This is a genomic window from Rhodococcus sp. RD6.2 (assembly GCF_001040705.1).
Lineage (GTDB): Bacteria > Actinomycetota > Actinomycetes > Mycobacteriales > Mycobacteriaceae > Rhodococcus_G.
The window spans coordinates 209,278-227,940 of record NZ_CVQP01000010.1 but is presented as its reverse complement, the minus strand read 5'-3'; the positions used below and the strand labels follow the sequence as shown (position 1 = coordinate 227,940).

Annotated in this window: 17 protein-coding genes; 11 read left to right on the top strand and 6 right to left on the bottom strand. The window is 69.1% G+C overall.

Features of this window, described 5'->3' with window-relative positions; translation table 11 throughout:
• Positions 1-21: 21 nt before the first annotated feature.
• The gene (locus RHCRD62_RS21985) at positions 22-603 is read right to left on the bottom strand and encodes a TIGR03086 family metal-binding protein (protein WP_050066872.1); all 582 of its coding nucleotides are present in this window, start codon (positions 601-603) and stop codon (positions 22-24) included.
• Between the two features lie 90 nt (positions 604-693).
• Between RHCRD62_RS21985 and RHCRD62_RS21980 the strand changes: the two genes are divergently transcribed.
• Complete coding sequence (locus tag RHCRD62_RS21980; RefSeq protein WP_050066871.1) at positions 694-1,047, top strand: TraR/DksA family transcriptional regulator; 354 nt, start codon at positions 694-696, stop codon at positions 1,045-1,047.
• A 30-nt stretch (positions 1,048-1,077) separates the two neighbouring features.
• Here RHCRD62_RS21980 and RHCRD62_RS21975 read toward each other — a convergent pair whose 3' ends face one another.
• Positions 1,078-1,398, bottom strand: coding sequence for a hypothetical protein (locus RHCRD62_RS21975; protein WP_157051025.1), 321 nt, complete (start codon positions 1,396-1,398; stop codon positions 1,078-1,080).
• Between the two features lie 1,389 nt (positions 1,399-2,787).
• Here RHCRD62_RS21975 and RHCRD62_RS21965 point away from each other — a divergent pair.
• Positions 2,788-3,555 carry an SDR family NAD(P)-dependent oxidoreductase gene (locus RHCRD62_RS21965; protein WP_050066868.1) on the top strand — a complete coding sequence of 256 codons (768 nt, stop codon included), beginning with the start codon at positions 2,788-2,790 and terminating at the stop codon, positions 3,553-3,555.
• 76 nt (positions 3,556-3,631) lie between these two features.
• Here RHCRD62_RS21965 and RHCRD62_RS21960 read toward each other — a convergent pair whose 3' ends face one another.
• Positions 3,632-5,233, bottom strand: a complete 1,602-nt coding sequence (locus RHCRD62_RS21960) for a TM0106 family RecB-like putative nuclease (RefSeq protein ID WP_050066985.1) — start codon at positions 5,231-5,233, stop codon at positions 3,632-3,634.
• Between the two features lie 171 nt (positions 5,234-5,404).
• Between RHCRD62_RS21960 and RHCRD62_RS21955 the strand changes: the two genes are divergently transcribed.
• The 5 genes from RHCRD62_RS21955 to RHCRD62_RS21935 all read left to right on the top strand — a co-directional run bounded on the left by RHCRD62_RS21955 (position 5,405) and on the right by RHCRD62_RS21935 (position 8,812).
• Positions 5,405-6,022, top strand: a complete 618-nt coding sequence (locus tag RHCRD62_RS21955) for a DUF6474 family protein (protein ID WP_050066867.1) — start codon at positions 5,405-5,407, stop codon at positions 6,020-6,022.
• A gap of 16 nt (positions 6,023-6,038) precedes the next feature.
• On the top strand, positions 6,039-6,635 hold the full coding sequence (locus RHCRD62_RS21950; RefSeq protein ID WP_157051024.1) for a hypothetical protein: 597 nt from the start codon (positions 6,039-6,041) through the stop codon (positions 6,633-6,635).
• A 34-nt stretch (positions 6,636-6,669) separates the two neighbouring features.
• Entirely contained in the window at positions 6,670-7,329 is a 660-nt protein-coding gene (locus RHCRD62_RS21945) for a YcnI family copper-binding membrane protein (RefSeq protein WP_050066866.1), read from the top strand.
• Positions 7,330-7,337: 8 nt separating this feature from the next.
• Positions 7,338-7,838: a copper resistance CopC family protein gene (locus RHCRD62_RS21940; RefSeq protein WP_050066983.1), complete on the top strand. Its 501-nt coding sequence runs from the start codon at positions 7,338-7,340 to the stop codon at positions 7,836-7,838.
• Between the two features lie 74 nt (positions 7,839-7,912).
• Complete coding sequence (locus RHCRD62_RS21935; protein WP_050066982.1) at positions 7,913-8,812, top strand: CopD family protein; 900 nt, start codon at positions 7,913-7,915, stop codon at positions 8,810-8,812.
• Between the two features lie 7 nt (positions 8,813-8,819).
• Here the strand turns inward: RHCRD62_RS21935 and RHCRD62_RS21930 are convergent, their stop codons facing one another.
• Positions 8,820-10,466 carry an MFS transporter gene (locus tag RHCRD62_RS21930; RefSeq protein WP_050066865.1) on the bottom strand — a complete coding sequence of 549 codons (1,647 nt, stop codon included), beginning with the start codon at positions 10,464-10,466 and terminating at the stop codon, positions 8,820-8,822.
• Between the two features lie 181 nt (positions 10,467-10,647).
• Here RHCRD62_RS21930 and RHCRD62_RS21925 point away from each other — a divergent pair, with 181 nt between their 5' ends.
• Positions 10,648-11,478, top strand: coding sequence for an oxidoreductase (locus RHCRD62_RS21925; RefSeq protein ID WP_050066864.1), 831 nt, complete (start codon positions 10,648-10,650; stop codon positions 11,476-11,478).
• Positions 11,479-11,673: 195 nt separating this feature from the next.
• On the top strand, positions 11,674-13,974 hold the full coding sequence (locus tag RHCRD62_RS21920; protein ID WP_050066863.1) for an FdhF/YdeP family oxidoreductase: 2,301 nt from the start codon (positions 11,674-11,676) through the stop codon (positions 13,972-13,974).
• Here RHCRD62_RS21920 and RHCRD62_RS21915 read toward each other — a convergent pair.
• Positions 13,971-14,417, bottom strand: a complete 447-nt coding sequence (locus RHCRD62_RS21915; protein WP_050066862.1) for an SRPBCC family protein — start codon at positions 14,415-14,417, stop codon at positions 13,971-13,973. The genes RHCRD62_RS21920 and RHCRD62_RS21915 overlap by 4 nt on opposite strands.
• 21 nt (positions 14,418-14,438) lie before the next feature.
• Positions 14,439-15,992: a succinic semialdehyde dehydrogenase gene (locus RHCRD62_RS21910; RefSeq protein ID WP_050066861.1), complete on the bottom strand. Its 1,554-nt coding sequence runs from the start codon at positions 15,990-15,992 to the stop codon at positions 14,439-14,441.
• A gap of 338 nt (positions 15,993-16,330) precedes the next feature.
• Between RHCRD62_RS21910 and ahpC the strand changes: the two genes are divergently transcribed.
• Entirely contained in the window at positions 16,331-16,894 is a 564-nt protein-coding gene (ahpC, locus tag RHCRD62_RS21905) for an alkyl hydroperoxide reductase subunit C (RefSeq protein ID WP_050066860.1), read from the top strand.
• Positions 16,895-17,038: 144 nt separating this feature from the next.
• Entirely contained in the window at positions 17,039-18,634 is a 1,596-nt protein-coding gene (gene ahpF, locus RHCRD62_RS21900; protein WP_050066859.1) for an alkyl hydroperoxide reductase subunit F, read from the top strand.
• The last annotated feature ends 29 nt before the right edge of the window (positions 18,635-18,663 follow it).

Genomic DNA, 18,663 nt, shown 5'->3' with positions numbered 1-18,663 from the left:
GTACCCCATTCGCGGGACACATCACTCACGATCGGCGACCCAGCCGGGATCACGGCCCGCGTACCCGAGTAGGTGGGCGAACTCGTCCGCGCCCACAGGAACCGGGACGACCGGCCCGTACAACCCTTCGCGGCTCACCTCGTCGCCCGGCTGCGACATCGCCTCCGCGAAGCCGAGACACGCCTGTACGTCGACCGGGTCGGCGTCGAACGGCTGCCCGGTCGCGGCGGCGAGGTCCCAGCCGTGCAGCACCAGTTCGTCGAGGGCGACCACACCCATCACCTCGGCGGGCATCGTGACGCCGCCGGCGGACGCCTCCCCCTCCCAGGCGGCGGGGGCGCGCCAGGCCGCAACGAGCGCGTCGAGGTTCGACTCCAGCCGCGTCCGCCAGCCGGACGGCAGCGGCGGGATGGTGGCGGCGTCGCCGGGAAAGGGACGCTTCTCCGCCGCGGCGGTGAACGCCTCGCTCAGCGCTACGAGGTGGCTGAGCAGCACACTCACCGGCCACTGCGTACACGGTGTGGGAAGGTCGAGATGGTCGTCGCGGACTCCCGCAGCGACCCGGGACACCTGGGTTGCCGCCGGGGCAAGATCGATGGTCATGGATGCCTCCTCGTCTCACCGAGTACCGACCATCCGAACACGCTGAACTCATCGGGTAACGGATCGTCGTGGTTTCACGTTGAACCAGGTATGACGCATCCGCAATCGGGTGTCGCCCTGCCGCGTGAGCGGATTGCCGCCGAACGCGCCGACGCGACGCACCGCATCGAGTTCCTCACCGCGCGCCTCGACGAGATCATCGAGGGCTCGCACCTGACCACCGACGACGACGAGCACGACCCCGAGGGCTCGACGGTCGCTTTCGAACGCGCCCAGACAGCGTCCCTGCTCGCCGAGGCCCGACGGGACCTCGACGAACTGGATGCCGCCGAGCAACGACTCGACGCAGGCACCTACGGGGTGTGCGAGAAGTGCGGACGTCCGATCAGCAACGAACGCCTGGACGCACTTCCCGCGGCCCGGCGGTGCATTGACTGCGCGTGACCGCCACGGCCGCCGCATCCTCCATCTCGGCTACGAGCCGACCGTTCCGAGCAGCTGCTCGATTACGGTAGGAGGCGGGCACGGTTCGCCCCATGACGGCGTGTGGCAGGTGTATTGGGGATCGACTGAACCTGCGGCATCCAACCCCAGCAACAGCGGGAATGCAGCCATGTCCACCCCCAGGTCGACCCACTGTTCGGGCGTGAACTCCGACGCCGCCGTCGAGTTGTCCGTCACCGACGACACGAACCCCTCCGCCGAAGCCGTCCCGGAACCCACGGCCACCCCGCCCGCGACGATCGCCGCTGCCGCCAGCACCGTCGCACCACCGCGAATCACTCTTCCTGTCATTGCATTCCTTCCATCAGTTGCTCGAAACCCCCAAGTGCGGGCGACCGATCATCACGGAACGCTGGGTCGCGCATCGCGCCCCATGTCACGGCAAACCCAGCCCCGCCCACACCGTAACAGCCGGTCATGTTCCGAAAGGCCTTTTCCCTGAATAACTTTCGCAGGCCACGGCGTTGAACCCCAACCTCGTTGCGGCCCGACCGCGGTTCGCACCCTCGCCCGCGATCAGTCAGGGGAGGATCACAAACCACCCGGCATCGATTCGCACCCGGGTGTCCGCGCGAAGTGACTTTCCGCGACGCTGACGAACCCCATTGAGGCGCGGGTTCTCTTAGAGCTCAACGGGTTACATGCGCTGCACTGTAGTCAAATGCCGCGGGTGGCCGGTCCAGCTCCCGGCGAAGATCGCCAGACCCGAGGCCACGCCTGGAGGGAATCCGATTGAGCTGCCGCCGATCTGATCGGGTGTGCCGAGGCTGCGGTACCGACCCCCCGCCACCAGCGGTGTTGCGGCAGACGCCGCACCCCCATCGAGGGTAGGACCACCGCCGAGAAGTCACGAATGATCCTGGAACCACACGGGAAATCGGGGCGCGAGCGTCGCGAATACGACGATCGCGCCCCGCAGGCCAACCCTCAGCCTCCCCGATCACCCGCCGCTCAGGAGAACGGCGACAGCAGGGTAACAATGAGCTCGGTAGGACCAGCCTGGAACTGCCAGAAATCTTCCCAATCGAGGATGTTAATCCGGGGTGTCGTTGAACAACTCCCAGGCACGACTCGGATCGGTGCCCTGAATGAGGTTGAGCAGAACCTCCACACTGTTCGCGTTACCCAGCCCCGGACAGGCATTCAGACGGCAGGACCAGCCGTAGGGGTAAACGTCAGCGGGTTCGATCGAGCCGCCCGCCAACCCAGCCCCGACCACGCTGCCCGCACCCTGCTCTGCAAGGGAGCCGCTCCACCCCGACAACGGCACCACAATCGGATCGGGCCCCACCTGCGCCAACGCCGTCCCCCCACCGAAGGCAAGACCCCCACCGAGCAGAGCCGCACCAACCAGAACAGACGCGCCGCGACGCACCCAGCTTCGAGAAATACAGAACTCCTTCGTTCGACAAGTGATGACAGGGCGGCCACACCGCTCGAACGCCCCCCCCCCCGGCCGAGCGCCAGCATAGGGACAGGAACCCCACCCCCCCCCCCCAAAAAAAAACCAAAGAACACATAACCGCAGGTCAAGCGTTGTACGCAATACCTTCACCGGACCGGATCGGGCACCCGATTCGTCCCGGCCGGTGATCCGCCCTCAACCCGGCTGACATGTCCTGCGCTATCGTTCAACCAAGTACTAGGACGACCAAGCATCTGGCGCAAGGGAGCGAAACAGTGGACATCCAGGGAACCGCAGCACTGGTCACGGGAGCAGCCTCCGGCCTCGGCGCCGCCACCGCGAAGCGCTTCGCCGACGCGGGCGCCACCGTCTTCGGACTGGACCTCGCGCAGTCCATCGAGCGCGCGGGCGACAGCGTCCCGGCCGGCGTCACCCTCATCCCCACCGACGTCACCAGCGGCGACGAGGTGCAGGCCGCCGTCGATCAGATCGTCGCGTCGGGTCTGCCGCTGCGCACCGTCGTCAACTGCGCCGGCGTCGGCTGGGCGGGCCGAATCCTGTCGAAGAACGGCCCGCACGACCTCGAACTGTTCCGCACCGTCATCACCGTCAACCTGCTCGGCACGTTCAACGTGATGCGTCTGGCGGCGGACGCCATCGCCAAGACCGAGGCCGTGGACGACTCCGGCCAGCGCGGCGTCGTCATCAACACCGCCTCGGTCGCCGCGTTCGAGGGTCAGGTCGGGCAGATCGCGTACTCGGCGTCGAAGGGCGGCGTGCACGGCATGACGGTCCCCGCCGCTCGCGACCTCGCGCAGTACGGCATCCGCGTCAACACCATTGCCCCCGGCATCATCGACACCCCGATGCTCGCCGGCGTCACCGACGAGTACCGCAAGGGCCTCGAAGCCGGGGTCCCCTTCCCGTCGCGCCTCGGCCAGCCCGCCGAGTACGCGCAGCTCGCGCAGATGATCGTCGAGCACGACTACCTCAACGGCGAGACCATCCGCATGGACGGCGCGCTGCGCATGACCCCGCGGTAGTCCGCTTCCGCACTCGTCGACGAGGGCCTCGGGTCGAACCCTGGGGCCCTTCGTCGTTCGCTCCGACGAACAGCCGCTACAGCTCCGACATGTGCGGAATCTCGGCCTCCGCACGGTCGGTCATCCACTCCCGCAACACCTTCGTCGCGCGCACGTCGTCCTCGTTGTAGACGAACAGGCGTTCACGCTGAGAGAGGTCCGGCTCCCCGTCGTAGCCGACGGCCTCGCGGTACCAGCTCATCGACGCCTCGCCGCTCGCCTCGGCGTCCCGCCACGCGAACCCGGCGACCGGAGCGATCTTCTTGAGCCCCTTACCGTTCGGGCAGATGAACTGGTCACTGACCGCCTGATAGACGTCCACCCAGTGCGGGCCGTCGATGAACGTGCGCACCTGCGACACCGTCGGAATGCCGGGCAGGCCCGCGAATCGGGTCGCCGAATCCAGCAGCCACTTGTCCTCTGCCGCACGCGAATAGCAGTAGGCCGCAAAGGTTTTCCCCTGAGCGAGCGTGCTCTCGAGGGTGGCCGTCAGCCAGCCCCAGAACTCGGCGAACGAGCGGGCCTCGTCGACGGTGGGCAGCGGATCCCACGTCACGAACGGCCGATACGGCTGCGTCACGCCCGATTCGGTCAGGAGCGTGCCCCACAGGTACGCGCCGTGCTCCTGGTAGCTCTCCATGTCGACGTCCACCTCGACGTCGGCGCGGGTGACCGTCACCTCCTCGGTGCGGCGCACCAGGGGCACACCCGTCAGCCACGCGCGCGCCACGATCACCGTGTCGGCGAAACCGTTGCCCTGCCAGTCCTCCGGGGCCGGCCCCTCCCACCCGGCGAGCGCGTCGATGGTGTGCACCCCCGCACCCCGAAGCACCTCGGCCCGAGACCCCGTCGCGACGAGGCTGACGTCCCTGGCCTCCGTCAGTGCCGCCTTGCAGTCCGGCCACCACGGGCAGGACCGGCACTCCCCCACCTGCGACGGCACTGTCGCGACCTCGCCCCGTGCCACCGCCACCCGGTCAGCGAACCGCGCATCGTATTGCTCCATCACCGCGCCGAGGTCGTGCACGAGGATGCACTCGCCGCCGTAGCCGATCGCACCGCCCTGGTTCGACGGACTGGCGTGACCGTGTCGCTCGAGCATGCGATGGATCTGCGCGAGCCGGAACTGGTCGCGGAGCTGGGCTCGAACCTTGCGTGTCTCGTCGACCGCGGGCGCCCACGTGTCGAGGCCGGAGGTGACCGCTCCGGAGCCCGGGTCGGTGACCTTGTGATTGACGACGATGACCGGGATGTAGCCGCCGCGTTCACGGTCGCGGATCAACAGTTCCGAACGGCCTCGGCGGCCGGTGTCGTGCTCGTCGGGCAGCACCGCACCCCAGATGCGGTCGACTCCGTCCGCGCACGCCTGCAGGGTGGCGGTGGCCCGCTGCGACGCCCGAGTGGTGGGGTCGATGATGATCCAGGACAGTGCGGAGCCCGCACCGTCCATCAGTCGCTCGCGCATCGATTCGCGGAACGCACGGGCAGCCTCGCGCCGCTGCTGGACGCCGACGTCCTCGGGGACGTTCGCGACGGCCTGCGGGTACATCGTGTCGAGGTGGACGCGATGCCGGCAGCCCGTCAGTGCCCTCGGGTCGACGAGTACCGACCGCCGCCCGTTCGGGGTGGCGGCGGGCAGAACCGGCTCCCGTGGGCCTTGCGAAGAATTCACGATGAAAGAGATTATGGTCCGCGGGTCCGACAACCCGTGCATGCGGCTCGCCCCGAGCGGCCGAACGCCGCCGCCACACGGATACCCTGTACCCGGCAGAGTTCCGGCGCTCGAGCACCAGATGGAGGGGCCACCCGCATGGGTTTGTTCAGGAAACGCAAGACGCGCGCGACCCGGCGCGCTGAGGCGAAGGCCCTCAAGCACAAGGCGAAACTCGAGGCCAAGCACGGTGCCCGCAACGACCGCAAGAAGCTGCGGTCGGAGACGAAGTCCGCGAAGAAGGTCGAGAAGGCCCAGCTCGCGACCCTGAAGGCCCAGGAGAAGGCGGCCTCCAAGACCGGCATCACCGCATCCCAGGTCAAGCGGTACCTCGGAATCGCTCGGCTGCTGACGCCGGTGCTGTTACCGCTCGTCTACCGCGGCACGGTGCTCGCCCGCACCCAGCTCGACCAGCAGCGCGCACACCGGCTCGGGGTCGCCCCCGAGGAACTCGGCGCCTACACCGGGCACGGCGCACGTCTCAGTGCGCGGATCGCGGGCGCGGAGCGGACCGCCGACGAGATCGCCAAGCGGCAACCCGACGCCGACACCGCGAAGTTCACCGCGGCGGTCCGGGGCAGGCTCGCCGAGCTCGACACCGCCGTCCACGCCGCCGAGCTGATGCCGACGCAGCGACGCAAGTCCGCGCACCTCGCGATCGCGACCGAACTCGACGGCGTCGAGGCCGATCTGCTCGCGAAGCTCGGCGTGCACTGATCGCACCGTCGTTCCCGTGACCCCGCACCGCCCGTCCGGCGCCGCCACCCTGCACGACGGCGGGGCCGCACGTCTGCACGGCGGCGGGGCCGCCCGTCTGCACGGCGGAGGGGCCGCCCGTCTGCGGGGCGGCGCCGTCGGCGCGTTGACGGCTGCTCTCGCCGTCGCGGGACACGGGCTGGCGGGCGGCGGACTTCCGACGGCGGCGGCGCTGACGCTGCTGGTGCTGTGCAGCATCGGCGCGGGCGCCCTCGCAGCCACTGCCGGGGGCACGCGAGCTTCCCTCGTCGCGGCCCTCGGGAGCGGCCAACTGCTCGGCCACCTCGCCCTGTCGAGTGCGGTCGCGCACCAGCATGCCCAGGGGGGCGCGTCCGCCGCCGTGATGCTGGCCGCGCACGCCGCCGCGACCGCGTTGTGCGCGGCGCTGATCCTCGCCGCCGAGAAGCTGCACGGGTCGATCACCCGCGTCCTGCGGGTGGTGCTACGCCACGCTGCCGCCGTACCCCGAATCCGACCCGGACAGCCGACACCAGCTTCACCCGATTCGCTGCGTCACCTCCTCCTCGACCATGTCGTCTCGAGACGGGGACCCCCGGCCCGGGCCTTCGCCTAGCCCGTCCCCCAACACTTTTCGAGAAAGACGACAAATGAAGATCCGTTCCTCCCGCACGACCCTCGTGGTCGGTGCCACCGCGGCGCTCCTGGTCTGCGGCACCGGAGTCGCGTCCGCGCACGTCTCCGTCAACGCGCCCGGCGCAGCCCAGGGTGGCTACACCGTGCTGACCTTCCGGGTGCCCACCGAGTCGGACACCGCGGGCACCACCAAGGTCGAGGTCGCGTTGCCGAACCTGAAATCGGCTCGCACCGAACCGCTTCCCGGCTGGACGGCACAGGTCGTCAAGGATCCCGCGAGCGGTGCGGCCACCTCCGTGACGTGGACCGCCGACCCCGGCGTCTCCGTCGGCCCGGGCCAGTTCCAGCAGTTCCTGCTCTCCGCGGGCCCCCTGCCCGCCGAGGAGTCCGTGTCGTTCGCGACGGTGCAGACCTACAGCGACGGCAAGGTCGTCGCCTGGGATCAGGCCTCCGAGAACGGCGCCGAGCCGGAGCACCCCGCCCCGACCCTGACGCTCACGGCCGCCGCCGACGAGGGTCACGCGCACGGCGCCACCTCGACCACCGAATCCGAGGCCACCGAGGTCGACGCGACCGACACCACCGCCCGCTGGCTGGGCGGCATCGGCCTGGCCCTCGGCGCACTCGGTGCCGCGCTCGGCATCGGCGCCACCGTCCGAGGACGCCGCTCGTGACCGCGCGGATGCGGATCCTCGCCGTCACGCTCCTGACGGCGCTGGCCGCGATGCTCGGTGTCGGGGTCGCGGGCGCACACTCCGCCGTCGTCGCGGTCGACCCCGAGACGGGTACGTCGATCGCCAGCGGACCCGAGCGGGTCACCGTCACGTTCAACGAGCCGCTGCAGGAGAGTTTCGCGTCGCTGACCGTCGTCGGTCCGGACGGGAACCTGTGGTCGAAGGGTGAGCCCACGATCTCCGGTCCGAACGCGAGCGTCGCGGTCGGCGAACTCGGACCGGTCGGCGAGTACACCATCGCGTACCGCGTCACCTCTGCCGACGGCCACCCCGTGACCGGGACCAGCACCTTCACCCTCACCGAAGCGGGCAACGGCACGCCTGGCACGGCGGTGAACCCGTCGTCCGAGTCGGGTAACGAGTCCGGCGGTGTCCCGATGTGGCCGTTCATCGTGGCCGCTGTCGTCCTGTTCGGCGGCGGGTTGGCGTTCGCGCTCCGCAAGCGGTGACAGGCGGCGGCGCCTCCCGTGCGCGAGTTCGGCAGCCCCGGCTCCCGAACTCGCGCACGAGCGCGCTCGCGTGCCTGGCCGGGCTGCTCGGGGTCGCGCTGGCATGGGCGCTGGCGCACCCCGCCGGGCCGGACCCGGCCGCGGCGATCCGCGTGCTGTCCGACCTGCTGGGGTCGACGTTCCTCGGCATGTGCGTCCTCGCCCTGCTCCAACGCGACGACCGCAGGCCCACGGTCCCGGCGGCCCGGTTGTGGCGGCCACTGGCGATCACCGCCGGGGCGTGGGCGGTGGCCGAGGCCGTGCTGCTCGTCGCCGCCGCCGCCGAGACCGCCGAAGTCGCTGCAGGCCGCCTCACCCCGGACGCGTTCAGGCACTTCGTGTCGGAGATCAACGTCGGGCAGCTCGGCGCCGCAGCCGTCGTCGCCACGGTCGGGCTCGCGGTGGCGGCAGCGATCGCGTTCCGGCGTGAAGCCCAGTGGCCGCTGACGCCGTTCGCCGCGGTGGCCGCGCTCGCACTGCTGGCGCGACCCGTCACCGGACACATGTCCGCGCAGACCCTCGGCCCGGCGCTCGTCGCCGTCCACGTACTCGCGGCGGCGGCATGGATCGGGCCACTGCTCGCGATGTCCCTGCTGCTGCGCGGACGGGGCGCCTGGGCGGCGATCCTCCCCCGCTACTCGGACCTGGCATGGAAATGTGTCGTCGCGGTGACCGTCACTGGTGTGGTGGACGCCGCGGTCAAGCTCGGCGACGTCGACGCACTCGTGAGTACCGGCTACGGGCGCATCATCCTGGCGAAAACGATTGGGCTGCTTGCCCTCGTCGCGCTCGGATGGTGGTGGCGAACCCGCTGGGTGCCCGCCGCCGCCGCGCACCGCACCCCTGAGGACGTCTCGCTCCGCAACGCGAGCATCGAGGTCGCCGCACTCGCCGTGGTGTTCGGCCTCGCCGCCGCGCTCGCGACGACGGGCTGAACGCCGCTCACACGACGACGTCCTCGTCCCGCCGTGCCCGCAGGTGCAGGGCGGTCGCACTGACGAGCCCGAGCGCGAGGAAGCCCGCCGCCGCGAACAGCGAGATGCGGGTGGCGTCACCGAACCCCTCGGACAGGGCGGTGGTCACCTCGGGGCCCGCCGGACCGAGGGTGCCGGTGTCGCCCTGCTCCCGCAGGCCGCTGATGGTGCCGCCCGCGGAATCACGGGTCGCCGTGACCAGCTGTTCCTGCGCCTGCGGCGGCACGCCCTGCACCGGTTCGAGCTGGTTGGCGAGGGTGTGTGCCAGCGACACCGACAGCACCGCACCGAGGATGGCCGAGCCGAGCGCCGAGCCGAGCTGGCGGACCGTGCTCTGGGTGGCCGAGCCCTCACCGGACTTCTCCGTCGGGATGTCCGCCAGGACGGTGCCCGTCAGCTGCGCGGACGCCAGTCCGAGTCCGGCACCGTAGACCGCGAGCAGCACGGCGAGCAGCCACGGGGACACCGTCGACGACACGAACACCGCGACCACTGCGACTCCGACCACCTCGAGCGCCAACCCGAGGATCACCACCCGAGTCGCGCCGAGCGCGGCCGCGAGGTGCCGGGCCGCGGCACCGGACCCGAACGCGCCGAGCGCCATCGCGGCAAGGACGAGGCCCGCGCCCATCGTGGTGAGGCCGAGGGCGTTGACGAGGAACAGGGGCAGCACGAGCAGCAGGCCGAACTCGCCGATCGCGACGGCCAGGGCGGTGATGTTCCCCAACGTGAACGTGGGCACCTTGAACAGGGTGAGGTCGAGAATCGCGGACCGGTGGCTGCCGACGGCCCGGTGCCGCTCCCACACCACGAACAGCACCAGAGCGACCACGCCGATCGCACCGGCGACCGGCACCACCGACACCGGCGCGTCCGCCGGCCACGTGAACCCGAAGATGGTGAACTCGGCGATCGGCGTCCACCAGCCGAGGCTCTGCCCCTCGATGAGCGCGAAGATGACGCCGCCGAATCCGATTGCGCTGAGCAACAATCCGTCGACATCCAGGCCGGGGACGGTGATGGTCGCCTTGGTGTTCCGGACCGCGAGGAGCGCACCGATCAGCACCGCGACACCGATCGGAATGTTCACGACGAAGATCCACGGCCAGGTGAAGTAGGTGGTCAGCCAGCCGCCGAGCAGCGGACCGACTGCCGCCATCCCGGAGATCACCGCGCCCCACACCGCAAACGCCACGACGCGGTCCTTGCCGCGGAAGGTCGCGTTGACGCTCGACAGCGTCGTCGGCAACACGAAAGCACCGCCGATGCCCTGCACGAGACGTGCAGCGATCAGCGCGGTGGCACTGCCCGCGAGGGCGGCCAGCACACTGCCCAGCAGAAACACCAGCACCCCGAAGATGAACATGGTGCGCCGGCCGAGCCGGTCACCGAGGCGTCCGGCCGTGAGCAGCAGCGCCGCGAACACCACCGAGTAGATGCTGTTGACCCACTGCGCATCCGTCAGGTCCATGTCGAGGTCGTCGATGATGACCGGCAGCGCGACTCCGACGATCGTGCCGTCCACGACGATCATCGACAGGCCTGCGGCCAGCACCCCGAGCCCGATCCAGTCCCGCCGAGTGGCCCGCGGTTCGGCGTTCGTGTCCGATGTCATGCGTCGCCCTCCGTGCATCGAGTCGGGGCGGTGTCGCCGCCCCGTTCGCCGATCCCACCACCGATGGCGCAGGTGTCGCACTCACACACGCCGGACACGAGCGGAAATCAATCGTTGGATGGAAACGGATCAGGGGCATGCTGGTTGGTGGACCGTTGCACCCCACAGCTTGGAGTCCGACATGACCGACAGGACAGCCCTCGTTACCGGAGCGTCGTCCGGCATCGGCGAGGCCACCGCTCGCGCACTGGCCGCCCGTGGCCACATCGTCTACGCCGCCGCTCGCCGCACCGACCGCCTGCAGGCACTGGCCGCCGACGGCATCCGGCCGCTGGGCATGGACGTCACCGACGACGAGTCGGTGAGTGCCGGCGTCGAGAGGATCATCACGGAGACCGGCCGCATCGACGTGCTGGTCAACAACGCCGGCTACGGCTCGTACGGCGCGATCGAGGACGTCCCGCTGGACGAGGCGCGCCGCCAGTTCGAGGTCAACGTGTTCGGTGCCGCCCGCCTGACGCAGCTGGTGCTGCCGCACATGCGGAGCCGGCGCAGCGGCACCATCGTCAACATCAGTTCCATGGGCGGCAAGATCCACACCCCGATGGGCGGGTGGTATCACGCCACCAAGTTCGCCATGGAAGGGCTGAGCGACTGCCTGCGCCTCGAAACCGCGTCGCACGGCATCGACGTCGTCGTCATCGAACCGGGCGGTATCGCGACCGAATGGGGCGGTATCGCGGCCGACCACCTCCGCGAGGTCTCCGGCAGCGGTGCCTACGCCGCCTTCGCCACGTCGGTGGCCACCGCACTGAGCTCGGCGGCGAACCGCAGGCGCAACTCGCCGCCGCAGGTTGTTGCCGACGCGATCGTGAAGGCCGTCGCCGCTCGGCGGCCGCGAACCCGCTACGCCGTCGGTTTCGGCGCCCGGCCCCTCATCTTCGCGAAGTGGCTGCTGCCGGACCGCGTGTTCGACGCACTCGTCACCCGCGCCATCGGCGCACGCAGCTGACGGCTACCGGATCACCCCGGTGCGCAGCAGAACTCACGCCTCGCTCGGCATCTGGGGCTGGCGTGGACTTGCGGTCGGCGTCGTCCACGGCGGCGCTGTTCCTGGTTCGGCAGTCGTTCCCGCAATAGACTTGCCCCCAATCTCAGCGCGACCACCAGCCCGCACGATCTCTCGTCACGGCAGGAGCGATCCGACATGAGTGTCGAACCGGCGAACAGGAAACCCGCACCGGCAGGCAACGAGCCGGACGGCCCGCCCTCGTTCTCGCCCTACGACCGTCCGGCGGCGGGCTGGGGCGCCGGGCTGAGCGTGGGAAAGTTCCTGGCCAAGCAGGGTGCGCTGGTCGACGGCCCGCGCGCGATCATGAAGATGAACCACGAGGACGGTGGCTTCGACTGTCCCGGCTGCGCCTGGCCGGACGACCTCAAAGGCCTGCACCTCGACATCTGCGAGAACGGCATCAAGCACGTCACCTGGGAGATGACACACAAGCGGGTCGGTGCGGAGTTCTTCGCCGCGCACACCGTCACCGAACTGTCGGGGTGGTCGGACCACGCGCTGGAGGAGCAGGGTCGCCTCACCGCGCCCATGCGCTACGACGCCGCGGCCGATCGGTACGTGCCGATCAGCTGGGCCGACGCGTTCGAGCTGGTCGGGCGGACGTTGCGCGAGCTCGACGATCCGAACCGCGCGGCGTTCTACACGTCCGGCCGGCTCGGCAACGAGGCCACGTTCCTGTACCAGCTGATGGCCCGCGAGCTGGGCACCAACAACCTGCCCGACTGCTCGAACATGTGTCACGAGGCCAGCGGACGCGCCATGACGGCGTCCCTCGGCACCGGCAAGGGGACGGTGGACCTCAAGGACTGGGAGACGACGGACGCACTGTTCGTGATGGGCGTGAACGCGGCGTCGAACGCGCCGCGGATGCTGACGGCGCTGGTCGAGGCGTACAAGCGGGGCGCGCAGATCGTGCACGTCAACCCGTTGGTCGAGGCGGCCTCACGCAAGGCGATCATCCCGCACGAGTTCGCCGCGATGGCGACGTTCCACGCGACCCCGACGGGGACGATGAACCTGCAACCGCGCATCGGCGGCGACATGGCTCTGATCCGGGGGATCGCGAAGGCCGTGTTCGACAGCCCCGACCCGAAAGCGCTCGACATCGAGTTCATCGAACGGCACACCCACGGCTTCGACGACTACCGCGCCCTGTGCGAGGCGACGCCCTGGGACGAGATCGAGCACCAGTCGGGTGTGACTCGCGGCGACATCCGCCGCGCCGCCGACGTCTACCGCCGCGCGGATCGCAGCATCATCAGCTGGTGCCTCGGAGTCACCCAGCACGACCACGGCGTCGACACCATCCGCGAGATCGTCAATCTGCTTCTGCTACGCGGAAACCTGGGCCGCGAGGGTGCGGGGCCGTGCCCGATCCGCGGGCACAGCAACGTGCAGGGCAATCGCACCTGCGGCATCGACCATCGGCCGTCCGACGCGTTCCTCGACCGGCTCGCCGACGCCTGCGGCATCGACCCGCCTCGTGAGCAGGGCCTGGACACCGTCCGGGCGATCGAGGCGATGCACCGCGGTGACGTGACGGTGTTCGTCGCCATGGGCGGCAATTTCGCGCTCGCCGCGCCGGACACCCCGTACACGTTCGAGGCATTACGCAACTGCGCGTTGACGGTTCAGGTGAGCACGAAGCTCAACCGCAGCCACCTCGTCCACGGGCGCGACGCCCTGATCCTGCCGTGCCTCGGGCGCACCGAGAAGGACGAGCAGCGGCGCGGACTGCAGTCGACGTCGGTGGAGGATTCGATGAGCATGGTGCACCTGTCGGTCGGCATGAAGAGGCCGGCGTCACCGCACCTGCTGTCGGAACCGGCGATCGTCGCGGGCATGGCTCGGGCGGCGCTGCCCGACAGCGTCACACCGTGGGAGGACTACGTCGCCGACTACGACCGCATCCGCGACACGATGGCCCGAGCCCTCGACGGATTCGAGGACTTCAACCGGCGCGTCCGGCTTCCGTTGGGCTTCCGGATCAAGCAACCGGCACGCGAACTGATCTTCGACACTCCGACCGGTAGGGCCGAATTCTCCTCTGCGCCACTGCCCGACGTCGTACCGACCGGCGGCATCCTCACATTGGGCACAATGCGGTCGCACGATCAGTGGAACACCACGATCTACTCCGACAACGACCGCTACCGCGGTGTGAAGAACCTGCGGACGCTGATCTTCATGAACGCAGACGACATGCGCGAGCGCGGTATCGGGACCTTCGATCTCGTCGACATCACCAGTCACGCCCGCGACGGCAGCACTCGAACGCTCCGCGGCTACACCGCAATCGCCTACGACGTACCCCGCGGCAGCAGCGCCGGCTACATGCCGGAGATGAACGTGCTGTGCGCGATCGGCGACTACAGCGTCCAGAGCGATCAGCCGTTGATGAAGAACATCAAGGTCACGGTGGAACGGGCAGGTTAGCGCTTCTCCAACTCGGCCTTCATGGCGGCGAGGGTGTCGCGCATGCCCTGCTGCATCAGGCCGTCCCGGTTGCTGCCGATGAGGTGGGACCGCTGGACCAGGCGCACGTACAAGACGGGGGTGCCGTAGATTTCGCGGGTTTCGGTGATGCGGCTGCCGGTGGCGGTGGGCTCGACCTCGTAGGTCCAGCGGGCCTTCGGCTCGTCGGATTCGAACGAGAACCGGCGTCCGGGAACGACGTCGACGACCGTGCAGTGCGTGGTCCACCGGATGAGCCGGTGGCGGTTGCTGCCGGTGAAGGTGGCGCCGACCGTCACCGGCTCACCACCGGTCCAGCGCCCGCCCGTGTTCTCGGGGCTGAACCGGTGGTAGCCGGCGATGTCGGTGACCAGATCCCACACCCGTGAGGGCGGTGCGTCGACGTCGATGGTCGCGAGGTCCATGGTCACCACGGTCTCACGGATTCACCGTCCGGGCAGGTATTTCATCACCGCGATGAAGGGGGCGAGGACCTTCGACCACACCTTCGGCGGAAGTCCGCGTGGGCCACCGAGATTGAGCACCCTGGTGGTGGCGACGGTCTGCGACTCCGTGTACTTGAGCAGGCCGTCGACGCCGTGCCGTCGTCCGACGCCCGAAACACCCATTCCGCCCATCGGGGCCGCGGTGCTGCCCCAGGCAGGCGCGTAACCCTCGTCGACGTTGACGGTGCCCGCGCGCACACGCGCCGCGATGGCCTCGCCTTCCGCCTTGGTGCCCGCCCACACGCTGGCGTTGAGGCCGTAGTCGGTGTCGTTGGCCTTCGCGATGGCCTCCTCGACGTTGGCGACGGGGTAGATCGACACCAGCGGACCGAACGTCTCGTTGCGCGCGCACTCCATGTCGTCGGTGACGCCGGTCAGCACGGTCGGCTCGTGGAACAACGGGCCGAGGTCGGGGCGCGCCTTGCCGCCCGCGACGACGGTCGCGCCCTTCGCGACCGCGTCCTCGACGTGCCCGGCCACCGTCTTGACCTGGGCCTCGGAAACCAGCGAGCCCATCTCGACGCCGAACTCGTAGCCCGGGGCGAGGCTCATCTTCTTCACCCGGTCGCCGAACATGCGGGTGAACTCGGCCGCGACCGGCTGCTCGACGTAGATCCGCTCGATGGAGATGCACAGCTGACCCGAGTTCGAGAAGCAGGCGCGCACCGCGGCGTCGGTGACCTCGCGCAGGTTCGCGCCCTTCGTCACGATCATCGGGTTCTTGCCGCCGAGTTCGGCGGAGAACCCGATCAACCGGCGGCCCGCCTGCTCGGCGAGCAGCTGCCCGGTGGCGGTGGAACCGGTGAACATCAGGTAATCGGCGTTCTCGACGATCGCGGTGCCGACGACCGAGCCGGGTCCGGGGACGACGGCGAACAGGTCCTTCGGCAGCCCTGCCCGGTACAGCAGGTCCACGCAGGCGAGCGCACAGTACGGGGTCTGGCTGTCGGGCTTGATGACGACGGCGTTGCCCGCGAGCAGCGCGGCGATGGCGTCGGAGACGGCGAGCGTCATCGGGTAGTTCCACGGCGAGATGACGCCGACGACACCCTTCGCGTGGTGGTGGACGACGGTCTTGGTGAGGCCGGGGAGCATGCCCTGGACGCGCGTCGACCGCAGCGCCTTCGGCGCGAGCTTGGCGTAGAAGCGAGAGGTCAGCGCGATGTCGAGGACCTCTTCGAGTGCGGACACCCGGGCCTTGCCGGTCTCGGCCTGAGCCATGTCGAGCAGTGCGTCGCGGTTGGACAGCACCAGGTCGCGGTACCGGTGGAAGACCTCGGCGCGCTCCGCAGGGGTGCGCGCCTCCCACTCGCGCTGCGCGACCCGCGCGCGGGCGATGGCGTCGATCGCGTCCTGCGCGGTGCCGACGGGGATCGTCGTCAGTTCGCGGCCGGTGAAGGCCTCGACGACGGGCCGGGTCGGACGGCTCGCGGCGTCGGGGATCGCGACGAGCTGCCGGAGCCGGTCGAAGGTCGCAGCGGACGGAGCAGGCATTTCGTACCCCTACTGGTTAGTAGATTTCGCGGTTACAGACAACAACCTACCCCGCACGTGGCACTCGCCACAGACCGTTCGAGCATGCACCCGCCGTCGTTCCGCTCGACGGGTGTGGCGGCGGCATCACTCGCGTCGAGTCGCACCCGCCGGCTAGGCACCGCGAGCCTATGTCGTTGGTCACACCGCAACTCAAAATTGGCATGATTCCAATTAGCGACTAGCGCTTATAGCTCTCCGCTATCGAACTTCTAAATTCCATCGATTGGCACAATCAATCAGTCGTCGTTAGCTTCGATTCAGACAACAACGACACCCCGAATCGAGTGAGGCTCTTTATGTCGCTGATCAACAAGAAGATCAAGCCGTTCTCCGCAGAGGCGTTCAAGAACGGTGCCTTCGTCACCGTCACCGACGAGGACATCAAGGGCAAGTGGGCGATCTTCTTCTTCTACCCCGCAGACTTCACCTTCGTCTGCCCCACGGAGCTCGGTGACCTCGCCGATCACTACGCGGAGCTGCAGCGTCTCGGTGTCGAGGTCTTCTCCGTCTCCACCGACACCCACTTCACGCACAAGGCGTGGCACGGCTCGTCCGAGACCATCGGCAAGATCGAGTACGCCATGATCGGCGACCCGACCCTGCAGATCAGCACCGACTTCGAGGTCCTCCGCGAAGACCAGGGCCTCGCCGACCGCGGCACCTTCCTCGTCGACCCCGACGGCGTCGTCCAGTTCACCGAGGTCACCGCCGAGGGCATCGGCCGCAACGCCGCCGAGCTGCTCCGCAAGGTCAAGGCCGCCCAGTACGTCCGCTCGCACCCGGGCGAGGTCTGCCCCGCGAAGTGGGAAGAGGGCGAAGAGACCCTCGCCCCGTCGCTGGAGCTCGTCGGCAAGATCTGATTCGCCGCACGTTCGACCACACCGGTGGCGCGGGACAACGGCGTCCCGTGCCGCCGGGTGGTCCACCGCTGCGCACCCTGCACTCGGCTCGAGCTGAGTCACTGCCCCTCCCCCGTCGCCTCTCATCACACGGAGTTGATCCTCATGCTCGAAGCCGGTCTCGCCACCCAACTGAAGTCGCTGCTCGAGAAGGTGACCCAGCCGATCGAGCTGGTGTCCTCCCTCGACGACAGCGCGAAGTCCACCGAACTCGCCGGACTCCTCGACCAGATCGCGGGCCTGTCCGACCAGGTCACCCACTCGCGCACCGGAGACGACCCCCGTCGGCCGTCCTTCGCGATCCGTCGCGTCGGCACCGACGTCGAGGTCCAGTTCGCCGGCATCCCCCTCGGCCACGAGTTCACCTCCCTCGTGCTCGCCCTGCTGCAGGTCGGCGGGCACCCGTCGAAGGAAGCCGCGGACCTGCTCGCCCAGGTGCGCGATCTCGAAGGTGACTTCTACTTCGAGACCTACTTCTCCCTGTCCTGCCAGAACTGCCCCGACGTCGTGCAGGCCCTGAACGTCATGGCCGTGCTCAATCCTCGCGTCAAGCACATCGCGATCGAGGGCTCCCTCTTCCAGGACGAGGTCGACAACCGCCAGGTCATGGCGGTCCCGACGGTGTTCCTCAACGGCGAGCCCTTCGGCTCCGGCCGCATGACCCTCGAACAGATCGTCGGCAAGCTCGACACCGGCGCCGCGGATCGCACGGCCGCCGCGATCTCCGAGAAGGATCCCTTCGACGTGCTCGTCGTCGGCGGCGGACCCGCAGGCGCAACCGCAGCAATCTACGCTGCTCGCAAGGGAATTCGCACCGGAGTCGTGTCCGAGCGCTTCGGCGGCCAGGTGCTCGACACCATGGGCATCGAGAACTTCGCGTCGGTCCCCTACACCGAGGGCCCCAAGTTCGCCGCCGAACTCGAGAACCACGTGCGCCAGTACGACGTCGACATCATGAACACCCAGAACGCCGCGAAGCTGACGCCCGCCGAGGTCGAGGGCGGACTGGTCGAGGTCGAGCTCGCCAGCGGCGCCCGCCTGCTCTCGAAGACCGTGATCCTGTCCACCGGTGCACGCTGGCGCGCGATGAACGTTCCCGGCGAGAACGAGTACCGCAACAAGGGCGTCACCTACTGCCCGCACTGCGACGGCCCCCTGTTCAAGGGCAAGCGGGTCGCGGTGATCGGCGGCGGCAACTCCGGTGTGGAAGCGGCCATCGACCTCGCGGGCATCGTCTCGCACGTCACGCTCGTCGAATTCGACTCGCAGCTGCGCGCCGACGACGTCCTGCAGCGCAAGCTCCGCAGCCTGCCGAACGTCGACATCCTGCTCAGCACCCTGTCGACCGAGGTACTCGGCGACGGCAGCAAGGTCACCGGACTCACCTACACCGACCGCACCACCGACCAGTCGCACACCCTCGACCTCGACGGCGTGTTCGTCCAGATCGGACTGCTGCCAAACACCGAATGGTTGTCCGGCACAGTCGATCTCACCCTTCGAGGCGAGATCGTCGTCGACGCTCACGGCCGGACGTCCGCTCCCGGTGTGTTCGCCGCAGGCGACTGCACCACCGCACCGTACAAGCAGATCATCGTCGCCTCCGGTGCCGGTGCGACCGCTGCCCTCGGCGCGTTCGACCACCTCATCCGGACCAGCGTCACCGATGCCGCGCCTGTCGCGGAGCCTGCCACCGTCTGACACCCACCGTCTGGTCCCGGCGCTCCACA